At 67.7% G+C, this 13022-nt stretch carries 14 protein-coding genes; 7 read left to right on the top strand and 7 right to left on the bottom strand.

Annotated elements, in window-relative coordinates; translation table 11 throughout:
* Positions 1-105 precede the first annotated feature (105 nt).
* Positions 106-372, bottom strand: a complete 267-nt coding sequence (locus AC1DB1_RS08905) for a hypothetical protein (RefSeq protein ID WP_477200484.1) — start codon at positions 370-372, stop codon at positions 106-108.
* 151 nt (positions 373-523) lie between these two features.
* Here AC1DB1_RS08905 and AC1DB1_RS08900 point away from each other — a divergent pair, with 151 nt between their 5' ends.
* The 3 genes from AC1DB1_RS08900 (at position 524) to AC1DB1_RS08890 (ending at position 3668) form a co-directional block, all read left to right on the top strand.
* Complete coding sequence (locus AC1DB1_RS08900; protein ID WP_271178298.1) at positions 524-2122, top strand: amino acid permease; 1599 nt, start codon at positions 524-526, stop codon at positions 2120-2122.
* A gap of 48 nt (positions 2123-2170) precedes the next feature.
* Positions 2171-2773 (top strand): DnaJ family domain-containing protein, encoded by a 603-nt coding sequence (locus AC1DB1_RS08895; protein WP_271178299.1) that lies wholly within the window; start codon positions 2171-2173, stop codon positions 2771-2773.
* A 286-nt stretch (positions 2774-3059) separates the two neighbouring features.
* Entirely contained in the window at positions 3060-3668 is a 609-nt protein-coding gene (locus tag AC1DB1_RS08890; protein ID WP_477200483.1) for an HdeD family acid-resistance protein, read from the top strand.
* Positions 3669-3726: 58 nt separating this feature from the next.
* Here the strand turns inward: AC1DB1_RS08890 and AC1DB1_RS08885 are convergent, their stop codons facing one another.
* The 5 genes from AC1DB1_RS08885 to AC1DB1_RS08865 form a co-directional block, all read right to left on the bottom strand.
* Complete coding sequence (locus AC1DB1_RS08885) at positions 3727-6093, bottom strand: sulfatase-like hydrolase/transferase (RefSeq protein ID WP_477200482.1); 2367 nt, start codon at positions 6091-6093, stop codon at positions 3727-3729.
* 18 nt (positions 6094-6111) lie between these two features.
* The gene (locus AC1DB1_RS08880; RefSeq protein ID WP_477200481.1) at positions 6112-6513 is read right to left on the bottom strand and encodes a DUF7144 family membrane protein; all 402 of its coding nucleotides are present in this window, start codon (positions 6511-6513) and stop codon (positions 6112-6114) included.
* Between the two features lie 55 nt (positions 6514-6568).
* On the bottom strand, positions 6569-6724 hold the full coding sequence (locus AC1DB1_RS08875; protein WP_271178302.1) for a hypothetical protein: 156 nt from the start codon (positions 6722-6724) through the stop codon (positions 6569-6571).
* A 1-nt stretch (position 6725) separates the two neighbouring features.
* Positions 6726-7181 carry a DUF6325 family protein gene (locus AC1DB1_RS08870; protein WP_477200480.1) on the bottom strand — a complete coding sequence of 152 codons (456 nt, stop codon included), beginning with the start codon at positions 7179-7181 and terminating at the stop codon, positions 6726-6728.
* A gap of 96 nt (positions 7182-7277) precedes the next feature.
* Entirely contained in the window at positions 7278-9878 is a 2601-nt protein-coding gene (locus AC1DB1_RS08865) for a winged helix-turn-helix domain-containing protein (RefSeq protein WP_477200479.1), read from the bottom strand.
* Positions 9879-10022: 144 nt separating this feature from the next.
* Between AC1DB1_RS08865 and AC1DB1_RS08860 the strand changes: the two genes are divergently transcribed.
* Complete coding sequence (locus AC1DB1_RS08860; RefSeq protein WP_271178305.1) at positions 10023-10244, top strand: hypothetical protein; 222 nt, start codon at positions 10023-10025, stop codon at positions 10242-10244.
* On the opposite strand, the gene AC1DB1_RS08855 is transcribed toward AC1DB1_RS08860, so the two are convergent.
* Complete coding sequence (locus AC1DB1_RS08855) at positions 10222-11355, bottom strand: AI-2E family transporter (protein ID WP_271178306.1); 1134 nt, start codon at positions 11353-11355, stop codon at positions 10222-10224. The genes AC1DB1_RS08860 and AC1DB1_RS08855 overlap by 23 nt on opposite strands.
* A 93-nt stretch (positions 11356-11448) precedes the next feature.
* Here AC1DB1_RS08855 and AC1DB1_RS08850 point away from each other — a divergent pair, with 93 nt between their 5' ends.
* Genes AC1DB1_RS08850 through AC1DB1_RS08840 form a run of 3 tightly spaced genes read left to right on the top strand, consistent with a single transcriptional unit; the run spans position 11449 to position 12992 of the window.
* Positions 11449-12138 carry a GAP family protein gene (locus tag AC1DB1_RS08850; protein ID WP_477200478.1) on the top strand — a complete coding sequence of 230 codons (690 nt, stop codon included), beginning with the start codon at positions 11449-11451 and terminating at the stop codon, positions 12136-12138.
* Between the two features lie 36 nt (positions 12139-12174).
* Positions 12175-12600 (top strand): DUF6325 family protein, encoded by a 426-nt coding sequence (locus AC1DB1_RS08845; RefSeq protein ID WP_477200477.1) that lies wholly within the window; start codon positions 12175-12177, stop codon positions 12598-12600.
* A gap of 26 nt (positions 12601-12626) precedes the next feature.
* On the top strand, positions 12627-12992 hold the full coding sequence (locus tag AC1DB1_RS08840; RefSeq protein ID WP_271178309.1) for an SHOCT domain-containing protein: 366 nt from the start codon (positions 12627-12629) through the stop codon (positions 12990-12992).
* Positions 12993-13022: the final 30 nt, after the last annotated feature.

Here is a 13022-nt window from a genome sequence, read left to right as displayed (position 1 = left end):
CACGTTCAGACGATAGCGGTAGCCCGTCCCGATCGGTCTACCCCCCAATACAGGGGCCCAACGCGCGCGCGACGCTCAAGCCCGCAGGCGGAGCCGAGCCCCGGATCAGCCGAGCGCGGTGACCTTCAGCGGCACCGTGCGGCGGGCGCCCGCCGCGTTGACGACCCGCACGAACATGCCGATGGGGGAGTGGTCGCCCGTGAACAGGTCGTCGACGGTCAGTTCGACGTCACCCCAGCCCCGGTTCGAGATGAAGCCGAGTACGGCGCTGATGTCCGGGATGCCGTGAGCCTGAGCCGAGCCGTGACGGAACAGATCGATGCGGGTGCCAGCCTCCAAGGTCAGCTGGAGTTCGGGTGCGGCGGTGGTCACGGGCGGCTCTCCTCTTCTCGCACTCAGGCTATGGTCGCGGCAAGGCGCCGGCGTAGCCCCCGTAGTGGTGGATCGGTCGCCGCCGCGTGGGTCCGGGTGGCGCCCGAACGGGGGATAGGGTGTGACGGTCGGCGTTGCGAAAGGGGAGACGATGACGACACGCACTCCGGGAGACGGCGCCCACGATCCGGCCGATGAACTCGAGAACAGCCGCGAGCACGTCGGCGATCTGAGCCAGGCGGTCCAGGACTTCTCGAGTGAGCAGGAGGGCTACCACAAGTCCCTCAAGCCTAGACAGGTGCAGATGATCGCCATCGGCGGCGCCATCGGCACAGGGCTCTTCCTCGGTGCGGGAGGCCGCCTGGAACAGGGCGGACCGATGCTCGTCTTCGTCTACGCGCTTTGCGGCTTCTTCGCCTTCCTGGTGCTGCGCGCTCTCGGCGAGCTGGTGCTGCACCGTCCGTCGTCCGGTTCGTTCGTGTCGTATGCGCGCGAGTTCTACGGCGAGAAGATGGCCTACGTCGCGGGCTGGATGTACTTCCTCAATTGGGCGATGACCGCCATCGTCGATTCGACCGCCATCGCCCTCTACGTCAAGTACTGGAGCGCGTTCTCCTCGGTGCCCCAGTGGCTGCTGGCCCTCATCGCGCTCGTCGTCGTCGTGAGCCTCAACCTCATCTCGGTGAAGGTGTTCGGCGAGATGGAGTTCTGGTTCGCGCTCATCAAGGTGAGCGCGCTCGTCGCCTTCCTCCTCGTCGGAATCGTGGTGCTCTCGTTCGGCTGGCCGACGGATCAGGGCGTCACCGGGTTCGCGATGCTCGCCCAGAACGGCTGGCTGCTCCCGCACGGCGTCGCGACCATCGGCATGGCGATCGTGCTCGTGCAGGGCGTCGTGTTCGCGTATGCCGGGGTCGAGCTCGTCGGCACGGCGGCCGGCGAGACGGAGAACCCCGAGAAGATCATGCCGAAGGCGATCAACAGCGTGGTGTTCCGCATCGCGGTGTTCTACTGCGGGTCGGTGCTGCTGCTCGCGCTCCTGCTCCCGTCCGACGTGTACAGCGCCAGCGAGAGCCCGTTCGTCACATTCTTCAGCCATCTCGGATCGCCGGAGCTCGGCGCGATCGTCGGCTCGATCATGAACTTCGTCGTGCTGACCGCCGCGCTGTCCAGCCTCAACGCCGGCATGTACTCGACCGGCCGCATCCTGCACTCGATGGCGCAGACGGGGGCGGCGCCCGGCTTCACGGGCCGGATGAACACCCGGGGTGTGCCGTATGGCGGCATCCTGCTCACCGGCGCCATCGGCGTGCTCGGCGTGTTCCTCAATCTGATCGTGCCGGAGGACGCCTTCAACATCGTCGTCAACATCGCATCGCTCGGCATCGTGACGAGTTGGGGGATGATCATCCTCTGTCAGATGCAGCTGAGGCGCTGGGCCATGCAGGGGAAGATCGAGCGACCGTCGTTCCGGCTGTTCGGCGCGCCGTTCACGTCGTACCTGACCCTCGCGTTCCTGGTCGCGGTGGTGGTGCTGATGGCGTTCGACTACCCGACGGGGACTTACACGGTCGCCTCCCTCGTGGTCATCATCCCCGCGCTCATCGTCGGGTGGTACGCCAGCCGCAACAAGATCCTCGCGATCGCGCGCGAGCGGCAGGGCTACACCGGGAGTTTCCCGACGGTCGCCGGACGTTCCGGCCGGGGACCGGGCGGACCCCGGAACCCTCGGGACCAGGACCCGAGCGCGTAACGCGGCGCGAACTGGCCCAATCCGCGAGAGAAATCTAGGCTGGATGTCATGACGGGCAAGAAGGAGCCGAAGGACTCCCGCCTTGCGGCCGCTCGCTACCAGGTGGACCGGCTGACGCAGGAGTCGGGGGACGACGACGAGGGCTCGACGGCCGGGCAGCCGACGATGGAGCAGCGCGCAGCGATCATCGAGATGACGATCGCGCAGGCGATCCGTCGCGGCGATTTCGACAACCTGCCCGGATCGGGCAAGCCGCTGAAGAACCTCACGGGCACGCACGACCCCAACTGGTGGATCCGGCAGAAGATCGAGAACGAGCGCCTCACCGGGCTCGGCCCGCCCGCGCTGACGTTGCGCACCGAAGACGCGCAGCTCGACGCGAAGGTCGACGCCGCGCCGTCGGAACAGGCCGCCCGCGAGCTGCTCGAGGACTTCAATCGCCGCGTGATCGAGGCCCGGCGGCAGTTGCAAGGAGGCCCTCCGGTCGTCACGCCGACGCGCGACATCGGCGACGAATTGGCCAGACGACGCGATCGACGGGATGCGCGACGACGGGAGCTGGCGGAGGCACGCGAACGCGAGGATGCCGAGCTCGCGGCCATGAGCAGACGCGAGCGCCGACGGGCGCTGCGTGAGCGTCGCCGCCGTTAGCGGAGGAGCGCTGGAGGAGTTCGACCCCCAGGGGATGCACGTCGAGAACGCGTCGGGGTGAGACGTATCCGTTTTCCGGTCGTTTCCACGTCGAGACCATGCATCCCCGGGTCGTTGACCACGCTAGTCAGCCCGGCTCCGTGTGCCCAAATCGAGGGACGAAAACCGTCAACAATTGACGGGTGCCGATCGGGCGCGCGACACCGGATGCCGACCCGCGACACGATCGATGGACAGGGCGCACCGCGGAGCGATAAGGTCCGAGCATCCAGCGAAAGGATCGACGATGTCCACTTCTCAACCGTCTGCATTCGCCTCGTTCTCGCTCAATGGCAAGGACATGACGACCTCGATGATCAACAGCGTGCGGGTCGCGCTCGGCATCAGCGGAGCGGTCTCCCTGATCATCGGCATCATCATCACGTTCTGGCCCAAGACCGCCGCCGTGGGTCTCGCCGTGCTGATCGGCATCTACCTGATCGTCGCCGGGCTCGCCTACCTCGGTATCGGCATCTTCGCGAAGGGTCTCAGCGGAGGTGCCAGGGCGCTCGACATCATCTTCGGCGTTCTGATGATCATCGCGGCCGTGCTGGCCTTCTCGAACCTCGCGGGCACGACCGCGTTCCTGGCCGTGTTCTTCGGCATCCTGATCGGCATCGCCTGGATCGTGGAGGGCGCGGTGACGCTCGCACAGCTCGGAGACGCGCCGTCGCGCGGATGGGCGATCTTTTTCGGCGCCCTGAGCCTCGTCGCCGGTATCGTGCTGCTGTTCTCGCCGGCCTGGGGCTTCGTCGTGCTCTTCATCATCGCCGGCATCAGCCTGATCGTGCTCGGCATCATCCAGATCATCCGCGCGATCACCTTCGGCCGCGGAGTCGCCACGCCGTCCGCCTGAGCCACGGTGCAGCCGTGCCGGAGGAGCGCGGGGTTTCGTGCCCCTGCAGCTCCTCCGGTCACTGGCGGGCCATGATGATGCGGAAGCGCTCCTCGGGATCGATGAAGTGGTCGTTGTCGTCGTCGCCGAGGTCGATCTGCACCCAGGCGATCGTGCCCCTGAACCGACTCGTCTGCGGCGTGTAGTCAGACGCCACGGCCGTGCCGGACTCGTAGCCGACATCCGTCGTCTCGTCCGCAGAGAAGACCATCGCCTGGGTGGCAGCGACCCGTCCGGTGCCGACGCTCTCCCCGTCGTAGTACAGGGTGACGTCGCCACCCTTGCCGAGCCCGCCACCGTCGTAGGCGAACTCCATCCGCACCTGGTGTCGTCCTGACGGCAGTGGTCGACCCGCTTCCGTGGCGAACTCCTGGATGCCGAGCACGTTGTACACGAACTTCAGTTTCCCGTCGGCGACGTAGAGGCTCCATCCGCCGAACCGGCCGCCCTGGGCGATGATGACGCCGGCCGAACCGGACTCGGGGACCACGATCTCGGCCGTGACCGAGAACGATTTGTTCTTGATGCTGACGACGCTGTTCTCGGAGAGCCGGCCCATCCCGCTGAAGAGAAGCTGCGTGTTCCCGTGGATCAGGGTCGGTCGGCCGGCGATCTCCGGCGTCGCCCGTTCGATGCCGCGGTCGTCGATGGGCAGCACGTTGTACTTGGTCGCCTCGATCAGCCACAACCGCTGCAGCTTGGCGAGCATCTCCGGATGCTCGGTGACGAGGTCGCGCGCCTGGCTGTAGTCGCCGGAGCCGTCGTAGAGCTCCCAGACATCGTCGTCGAACGCGGGCAGCGTACCGCCCACCATCACCCAGGGGGTGCGGTGTTTCGTGACCGCACTCCAGCCCTTGTAGTAGAGGCCGCGGTTGCCGAACATCTCGAAGTACTGCAGGTCGTGGCGTTCGGGATCGTCGGGATTGCCGAAGGTGTAGAGCATGCTGGTGCCCTCCATCGGCGACTGCTGCACGCCGTTGACCATGGTGGGCTCGGGGAGTCCGGCGGCCTCGAGCACCGTCGGTGCGACGTCGATCACGTGCGTGAACTGCGAGCGCAGGCCGCCTTTCTCCTCTATGCCGTTCGGCCAGTGCACGATCGTTCCGTTGCGCGTGCCTCCCCAGTGCGACGCGACCTGCTTGGTCCACTGGAAGGGCGTGTCCATGGCCCAGGCCCAGCCGACGGCGTAGTGGTTGTACGAGGTCGGCGTTCCGAACTCGTCGATCTTCGACCGCATGAAGTCGGGCGTCTCGAGCGCGGCCATCCCGTTGAAGTTCGCCATCTCGTTGAAGGCGCCGTTGACGGTGCCCTCCGCAGAGGCTCCGTTGTCGCCGATGATGTAGTAGATGATCGTGTCGTCGAGGATACCGAGCTCCTCCACCGTGTCGATCACGCGACCGATGTGGTGGTCGGTGTGCTCCATGAAGCCCGCGTACACCTCCATCTCCCGTTCGAGCACCGGCTTGAGGTCGTCGGGCATGTCGTCCCAGGCGGGGATCTCGTCATGGCGGGGCGTGAGCTCCGCATCGGGCGGGATGACCCCCAGCTCCTTCTGTAGCGCGAACGTCTTCTCGCGCTGCGCGTCCCACCCGTCGGCGAACGCACCCTTGTACTTGTCGGCCCACTCCTTCGGGACGTGGTGCGGTGCGTGGGTCGCGCCGGGCGCGAAGTAGACGAAGAACGGCTTGTCCGGCATGAGTGCCTTCTGCGTTCGGATCCAGTTGCACGCCCGGTCGGCGAGGTCCTCGGTCAGGTGATAGCCCTCTTCGGGCGTGGCCGGAGGCTCCACGGGCGTGGTGCCGTCGTACAGGGCGGGGTCCCACTGGTTGTTCTCTCCGCCGATGAAGCCGTAGAAAGTCTCGAATCCGCCGCCGGCTGACGGCCACGCGTCGAACGGGCCCATCGGGGACGACTGCCAGACCGGGACTTCGTGGCATTTCCCGAACTGCGCGGTCGAGTATCCGTTCAGCTTGAGCGTCATCGCCAGCGGCGCCTTGGTGTTCGGGCGAACCGACGAGTTGCCGGGCGCCGAGGTGGCGGTCTCCGTGATGCTTCCCATGGCGACCGAGTGGTGGTTGCGGCCGGTGAGCAGCGCTTGCCGCGTCGGGGCGCAGAGAGCGGTCGTGTGGAAACGGTTGTACCTCAGTCCGCCCGCTGCGAGTCTCTCCGCGTTCGGGGTGGCACAGGGACCGCCGAACGCGCTCGCCGAGCCGAAGCCCGCGTCATCCACCAGGATGATCAGCACGTTCGGGGCGCCGGCGGGCGGCCGGAGCGGCTCGATGGGGGGATACGACGTGTCCGGGTCTTTGGCATCGTAGGTCGTCAGACCCGGCGCCGGACGGTCTGGGATGGGCAGCATCGAGCGCGCGTGGCGGTCCGGGTTCATGGTGGCTCCTCTGGTCCGTTACGCGTCGGGGCGCAGCTCGCGACCGTGCGCGGTCAGAGCGTAGATGATCAGGATGTCGATGCCGATGGTGATCGACGCCCACCACGGCTGAGCGGGGATCAGCAGCATCTGGCCGATCGCCCCGATGATGACCAGGATGATCGTGATCACCCGCGCCCAGGTCGCGCCGGTGAAGAGGGCGGCGCCCGTCAGGATCATGAGGATGCCGATGATGAGGGTCCACCAGCCCCAGCCTGAGACGTCGAAGAGGAACAGGTGACCTCGGGCGAGGACGTAGTAGGGGTCGGGCGCGAAGAGCGCCACGATCCCCTGGAGGACTCCGAAGATCCCGTTGACGAGGACGATGACGGCGGCGAAGCGGCCCCAGCCGACCCACCCCGTTCGTTGCACTGTGCTCATTAGCTCTTCCTCTCTGACTGCGTGACTGCCGACTCTGACGGCCCGGCTGCCGGTTCTAGAACCGTCGGCGCCGGGGAGTGATGGCCGCGCCGACCACGGCCGCCTTGGCGACCGGCGCCGGCCCCGGCGTCACCGCTCGCGTCACCACGGCTGCTTTCGCGATCGGCGCCCTCACCACGCCGACGCGTCCCACTCGTCCTGCTCGCAACATCTCAGACTCCTTCTTCTTCGAGCGCCTCTTCCGCCGCGAGGGCGTCGGCGATGTCCTGACTGTGGATGCGTCCGTCGGCGATCAGCTGACCGCCGGCACGCCTGACCGCCGCAGCGAACGGGGCGGCCCACAGGTTCTCGTAGACCAGCACCCCGGCGACACTCCCCGGGTCCATCGCCGCCGCCAGATGCGCGACATCGTCTGCCGCGAGGAACTCGGCGAGGTCGGCGGCGATCGCTTCGAGCGGGCCGATCCCCTCGAGGTCCGAAAGCTCGACGGCCTCGACCTCGCCGTCGTCGTCCTTGATGAGGACCATCGCGTCGACCAGCCGGATCGTTTCCGACTCGACCAGGGCGACGAGCTCGTCGATCACCTCGCCGGAGAAGTTGGATTCGCCCGCCGGGAACTCGACGATCACGAAGTCGACCGGAGCCGCCGTCTCAGGTATGTCCGTCATGGTTGTCTCCTTCAGCAAACGGGCACCATCCGTGCCTGTGCCAGAAGCTACCGCGGCCGTCGCCGGGCGGTCATCATCCTGATGGGGTGACGTCGGTCAGGGGAGCAGGCCGACTTCACGCGCTCGCAGGATGGCAGCGCTGCGGTTGGGTACATCGAGCTTGCGATAGATGTGCACGGTGTGCGTCTTGATGGTGTTGACCGAGACGAAGAAGCGCTCCGCCAGCTCCGTGTTGGTCGCACGCGTCGGGAGGAGGGCCAGGATCTCCAGTTCACGCTGTGTGAGCGGCTCGGCGATCGCCGTGCTCGGTGCGGCGATGAGGTCGTTGGCGCAATCGAGTATTCGTTGAGCGTGGGCGTCACGGGGTCCGGGGAGTCTGCGGAGCAGGTTCGTCACGACCGGCCCAGCACGGAGGAAGGGATCGATCAGCTGCTCGCCGGAGGCAAGTTCGAGCGCCGCGCGCAGGTGCGCCTCGCTCGCCGCGGTCCGCCCCTCCAGCTCCGCCAGCCAGGCGCGCAGGATGCGGCCCTCGACGCTCTCGATGACGGCGTCGGGAGCGTGGGCGGAGGTCGCCGCGAGGACGATCGGGCGGGCCGCATCCGGACGCAGACGGGTCAGGGCCGTCGCGGCGCGTTCGAACCGCACGGCCGGCCCGTCGCCGCCGTCCACTGTCTCGGTCGTCGCGTGGTCCGATTCCCTCGTGAGGCGACGGGCACGGGCGCGCGCGGCGAACATCCTGTCGCGGACCAGCGCAGGGGGCGGGCCGGGCGGTGTCGCCAGGGGCGGAGTGGCCGCGGCATCACCGTTCAGCTCCTGGAGTCTGGCCTGGATGACATGGCCGATCCACAGCAGCTGAATGCGTCCGTTCGAGTCCGCCAGCGTGATGCCCTCGCGGAGCGCGTCCGCCGCCCGATGCGTTTCCGCGCGTTCGGCAGCGTCGAGCGCGCGAGCGAGATGAGCATCGGCGGTGGTCGGATGCTCGCCGAGGCCCGACTCCTCGGCGAGGATGATCGCCTCGTCGGCGAGTTCCTCGGCGGCCGTCGTGCGCCCGAGCCAGGCGTGGATCAGAGCGAGGGACCCCAGCGTGCTGACGCGCCACGGCACGAAGCGCGAGCCTTCCGAGGCGAGCGCCTTCTCGAGCCAGCGTCGCGCCTGCTGCGGCCGGCCGTCGAGGAAGCACGACCTCCCCTCTGACAGCAGGGCCAGGGTCATGAGGGAGTCACGGTCGGTCAGTCCCAGGATGTCGGGCGGCGTGACGTCGGGCTGCCCTTCCAAGTGCGCGATCGCGCGGCGCGCCATCTCTGCCGAGACCTCCGGATGCGCGCTCCACTGGGCGCGGGCGGCGAGGATGGTCTCGGCGACCATCCGCTGCCCGGCCGTCGCCTGCGGGTTCACGATCACCTGTCTCAGCAGCCCGTCGGCGACCGGAAGCTGTCCCTCGAGTGATCGCAGCACCCCGAGCAGAAGGGTGATGTCGATGCGCTCGGGAACGATTCGCGGCGGGAGTTCCCCGATCCACCGGATCACCTCGCGCATCTCGCTGCGCTCGTAGATCTCGGCGCCCCGGGTGCGGATCACGTCGAGCGCGGCCTCCCAGTCCCGCGCGCGCAGCAGGTACTCGACGGCGCGGTCGGTCTCGTCGCGCTCGAGATGCCAGTGCGCCGCGCGCCGTAGCAGCGACCGCTCGACGTCCGGCGCTTCGGCGCGGAGACGGTAGCGGAGGAGATCACGGAAGAGGTGGTGGAAGCGGAATCGCTCGCGACGGCTGTCGAGGGGGACGAGGAACAGCGATTCCCGCTCCACGTCCTCGAGGAACGGCCGCAGTTCGCCGTCGCCGGTGATGGTGGTCAGCAGGTCGGCGTTGATCTCGTCGAGGGCCGACGCGATCAGCAGGCGGGTGCGGCGCTCGCCGGACTGCGCGTTGAGCACCTCCTCGCCGAGATAGTCGGTGACGAGACGGTCGGTGCCTCCGAACTGGCCGACGAACTCGTCATCGTCGTCTCGATTGCGCAGCGTGAGGCCGGCGAGCTGGAGCCCCGCTGCCCATCCTTCGGTGCGCGCGACCAGCAGTTCAACGTTGCGTTCGGAGATGGGCCTCCCCGCGATCGCCCCGAGCAATGCGGCCGCATCGGCGGTATCGAACGCCAGGTCGGCCGTCCTCAACTCCGCGACGTCGCCGCGGAGGCGGCGGCGCACCCAGCCGAGCGGGAGATCGACACGCGTGGCGATGATGAGCCTGACCTGCTCAGGGAGCCGGTCGACCAGCGACATCACGTCGTCGATCAACGCACGGTTGGAGAGCAGGTGCAGGTCGTCGAACACGATGGCGGAGGGGCCGAGGCCGCGCAGCTGCTCGACGAGAGCGTCGAGGAAGGGAGCCCCGAGCGACCGACGTGCCGACTCGGCGAGGAGCGCGAGGTGCGCGGTGTCCTCTGAGATGGTGTCCAGCTGGGCGACGATACGGCGCGCCAGGTGGGCGGCCTCGTTGTCGCGGGGATCGATGTCGAGCCAGACGAAACCCAGTTCGGGGTGCTGGCGCGCCCACTGCGAGAGCAGCACCGTCTTGCCGGCGCCGGCTTGTGCGACGAGCAGTGTCAGCGGGTGCCGTGCCGAGCCGTCGATCACATCACGAAGCGCAGGCCGGTCGACGACTTCAGCAGCTACGTCCCATCCCGTGACCATATGCCCCGTCCCCATCCGGTTTCAGTGTGCCAGCACAGGCGCCCGACCACCAGACCCCCGCGCCGGGTGGATCCAGCGCCGAATCACCCGGTGCGGATGATCCGCCGTGGTGGAAAGTCTGCGATGGTTGCCCGATCGAGACAGCACAGGAAGGTCATCGTGGGCGCTGCAACCTTCGAGATCGTGATAACGGGGACGCTCGGGCCGGCCATCGCCGGCGCATTCGAGGGGTTCACCGTTTCACGCGTCGAGCACGGTCGCACGCATCTGGTGGGTCCGATCGACGATCAAGCGCGGCTGCACGGCCTGCTGGAGCTGCTCGCGAGCCTCAACATCGAGCTCGTATCGGTGAACCCGATCAGTCCTCGGGGGGCGGCGTAGTCCGAGCGGCGTGATGAGCCGATCGATGCTCGCGCCGGTCGGCCTTGGCAGCCGCCTGGGTCGCCTTGGCAAGGCCCCTGGTCTCGTCGGTCGGTCCGAGGGCCGGCCTCCACCAGTGGGCCGCCGGGTCGGCGTCGACGAGGAGCGTCTTGGCGAACAGAGTCAGCGGGATCGCGAGGATCGCCCCGATGGGTCCGATCACGACGGCCCAGAACAGCACGGAGAAGAAGGTCACGGTCTGGCTCAAAGACACGGCGTGGCCGACCACGCGCGGCTGGATGATCGACTGCACGACGGCGTTGATCACCCCGTACACGATGACGATGGCGATCACCGTCGGCCAGCCGCCGACGAGGAAGCCGAACACGAGCGGCGGGATGATCGCGAAGAAGTACCCGATGTTCGGGATGAAGCTGCAGAGAAAGGCGAGAAGCCCCCAGAGCAGGGCTGCAGGGACGTGCATGATGTACAGGGCTATCGCGTTCAAGGTGCCCTGCACGACGCCGAGCACGGTGGTCACGACCATGTAGCGCCGTACGTCCGACGCGTACCGGCTGAGAGCGGCGACGAGGTCGGGTTTGTGCTCGCCCAGCTGGCCGAGCACCGTGCGGGCGTACACGGCGTCGGCGGCCATCAGGATCATCATCGTGAGCACGATCACCAGTGCCCCGGTGATGCCGACCACGCTGCCGAGCGCGTTCGTGAAGAAGGCGACGATGTTGTTCGGGTTGATGCTCTTCTGGATCTCCTGCACCTGGGCCTGCCCGATGCCGATGCTCTTCAGCCACGCTGCGATGCTCGTGCCGATCTGCTCGAACTGCGCCGAGTACGACGGGAGCATCGCCACGAACTGGCCGAAGGCGATGATGATCGTGTAGGTGAACGCCGCGAGCAGCCCGAACACGACGAGGATCACCGAACCGGTGGCGATGCCGCCGGGCACGCCGCGTTTCAGAAGTCCCGTGCGGACCGGGTTGGCGCAGATGACCAGGATCAAGGTGAGCAGCGTCGGCGCGAGGATGCCGCGGATGCCGCTCAGGCCGATCGCCGTCACCGTCGCGGCGGCGAGCCCGACCAGGATCGTCGTCGCGCGGGGGAGTCCTGCTGCCATGCGCCAACGGTAGGGTCCGCCCGGACCGGCGACATCATCCCAACCGGGTGATGTCGGGAGGCCTCGCGCCGATTACCGTCGTCCCAACACCCGATGGACGATACGAGGGGAGGGTGCATGTGGGCGGCGCTCGGCCACATCCTGCCTCTAGCGGTCGCCGTCGCGCTCAGTTCCGTCCCCATTATGGCGACGATCCTGATACTCCTCTCGCCCAACAAGGGGCGGTCGTCGCTGACGTTCCTGATCGGCTGGGTCCTCGGGCTCACGGTGACGGTCGTCGTGTTCATCCTGCTCGCCTACGTGATCCCGTCGTCGAAGTCCCGAGGCCCGGAGTACGCGATCGGCATCATCATGATCGTGATCGGCCTGGCGTTGATCGCGTTCGCGATCGTCCTGTGGAGACGAGGATCCGGGTCGCCGTCCAGTGGCATCCCGAAATGGCTGTCGGCTGTCGGCTCCCTGGGGCCGTGGTCGGCATTCGGCCTTGCCCTGGTGCTGAACGTGCGGCCGAAGGCCATCCTTCTGAGCGCCGCAGCGGGGCTGTCGGTGCGCGGCGACGAGTTGACCGGCGCGGAGGCGGCGATCGTCGTCTGCGTCTACGTGGTCATCTCGGCATCGACCGTGGTCGTGCCGATCATCGCGAGCCTGGTGCAGCCGGACAAGACGGAGCGGCGTCTCGTGCGTACGCGCGAGTGGATCGCGGCGAACAACCGCACCGTCAGCGTGTTGATCCTGATACTGATCGGGGTCGTGATCGTGGCCAACGGGCTCACGCGCTTGTGAGCGTCGTCGAGCCTCCAACGGAAAGGAAGAAGACAGATGGCTGAATTCGAATACGGGCCGGTGGAGATCTTCGTCATCGGCTTCGACGGGGAACGCCCCGGACAGCAAGTAGTCGATGCGATCCTCCGGCTCATCGCGCAGGACACCGTGCGCCTGCTCGACCTGCTGTTCGTCTCGCGCGCCCAGGACGGGGACCTCCGGGTGGTCGAGCTCGAGGAGATCGCGGACGAGTACGGACTCGAGGGTCTCGAGGTCGTCGAGCTCGGACTGGCCGGTTCCGACGATGTGGACGACATCGCCGAGGGAATCGTGCCGGGCACAAGCGCCGCGTTGCTCGTGGTCGAGCACGTGTGGGCCCGCGAGTTCGCCGAGGCGCTGTTCGAGGCCGGCGGTCGCGTGCTGCAGACCGAGCGGATCCCCGCTCCGGTCGTGAATGAAATGGTCGCCGCGACGTCCGAGTGACGGCGGCAGAGTGAAGGAGGACGAAGATGCTCGGTCGACGGATGGGACGCGGAGGACTGCTCCGCGCGGCAGCGACGACAGCGGTGGTGGCGGGTACGGCGACGGCGGTCTCCGGAGGGATCCGGGGACGTCAGGACGCCAAGGCGCAGCAGGCCGCCGAGGCGCAGGCCTACGAACAGCAGCAGCAGCAGGCGCAGATGGATGCGGCGGCCCAGAATGCGGTCGCTCAGCAGCAGGCGCAGCAGGCGGCCTACGCCCAGCAGGCGCCCGCGCCGGCGGCGGCACCCGGCAACGATTTGATGGGGCAGCTGCAGAACCTCGCGAACATGCACTCCCAGGGCATCCTGTCCGACGAGGAGTTCGCCGCGGCGAAGGCGAAACTGCTCGGGTAGCGCGTTCGCCTCTAGCACCGGAGGGCATCC

The sequence above is a fragment of the Leifsonia sp. 10N434 genome, assembly GCF_056394405.1.
The sequence above is the reverse complement of the archived record's forward strand: the minus strand, read 5'-3'. Positions and strand labels throughout refer to the sequence as shown.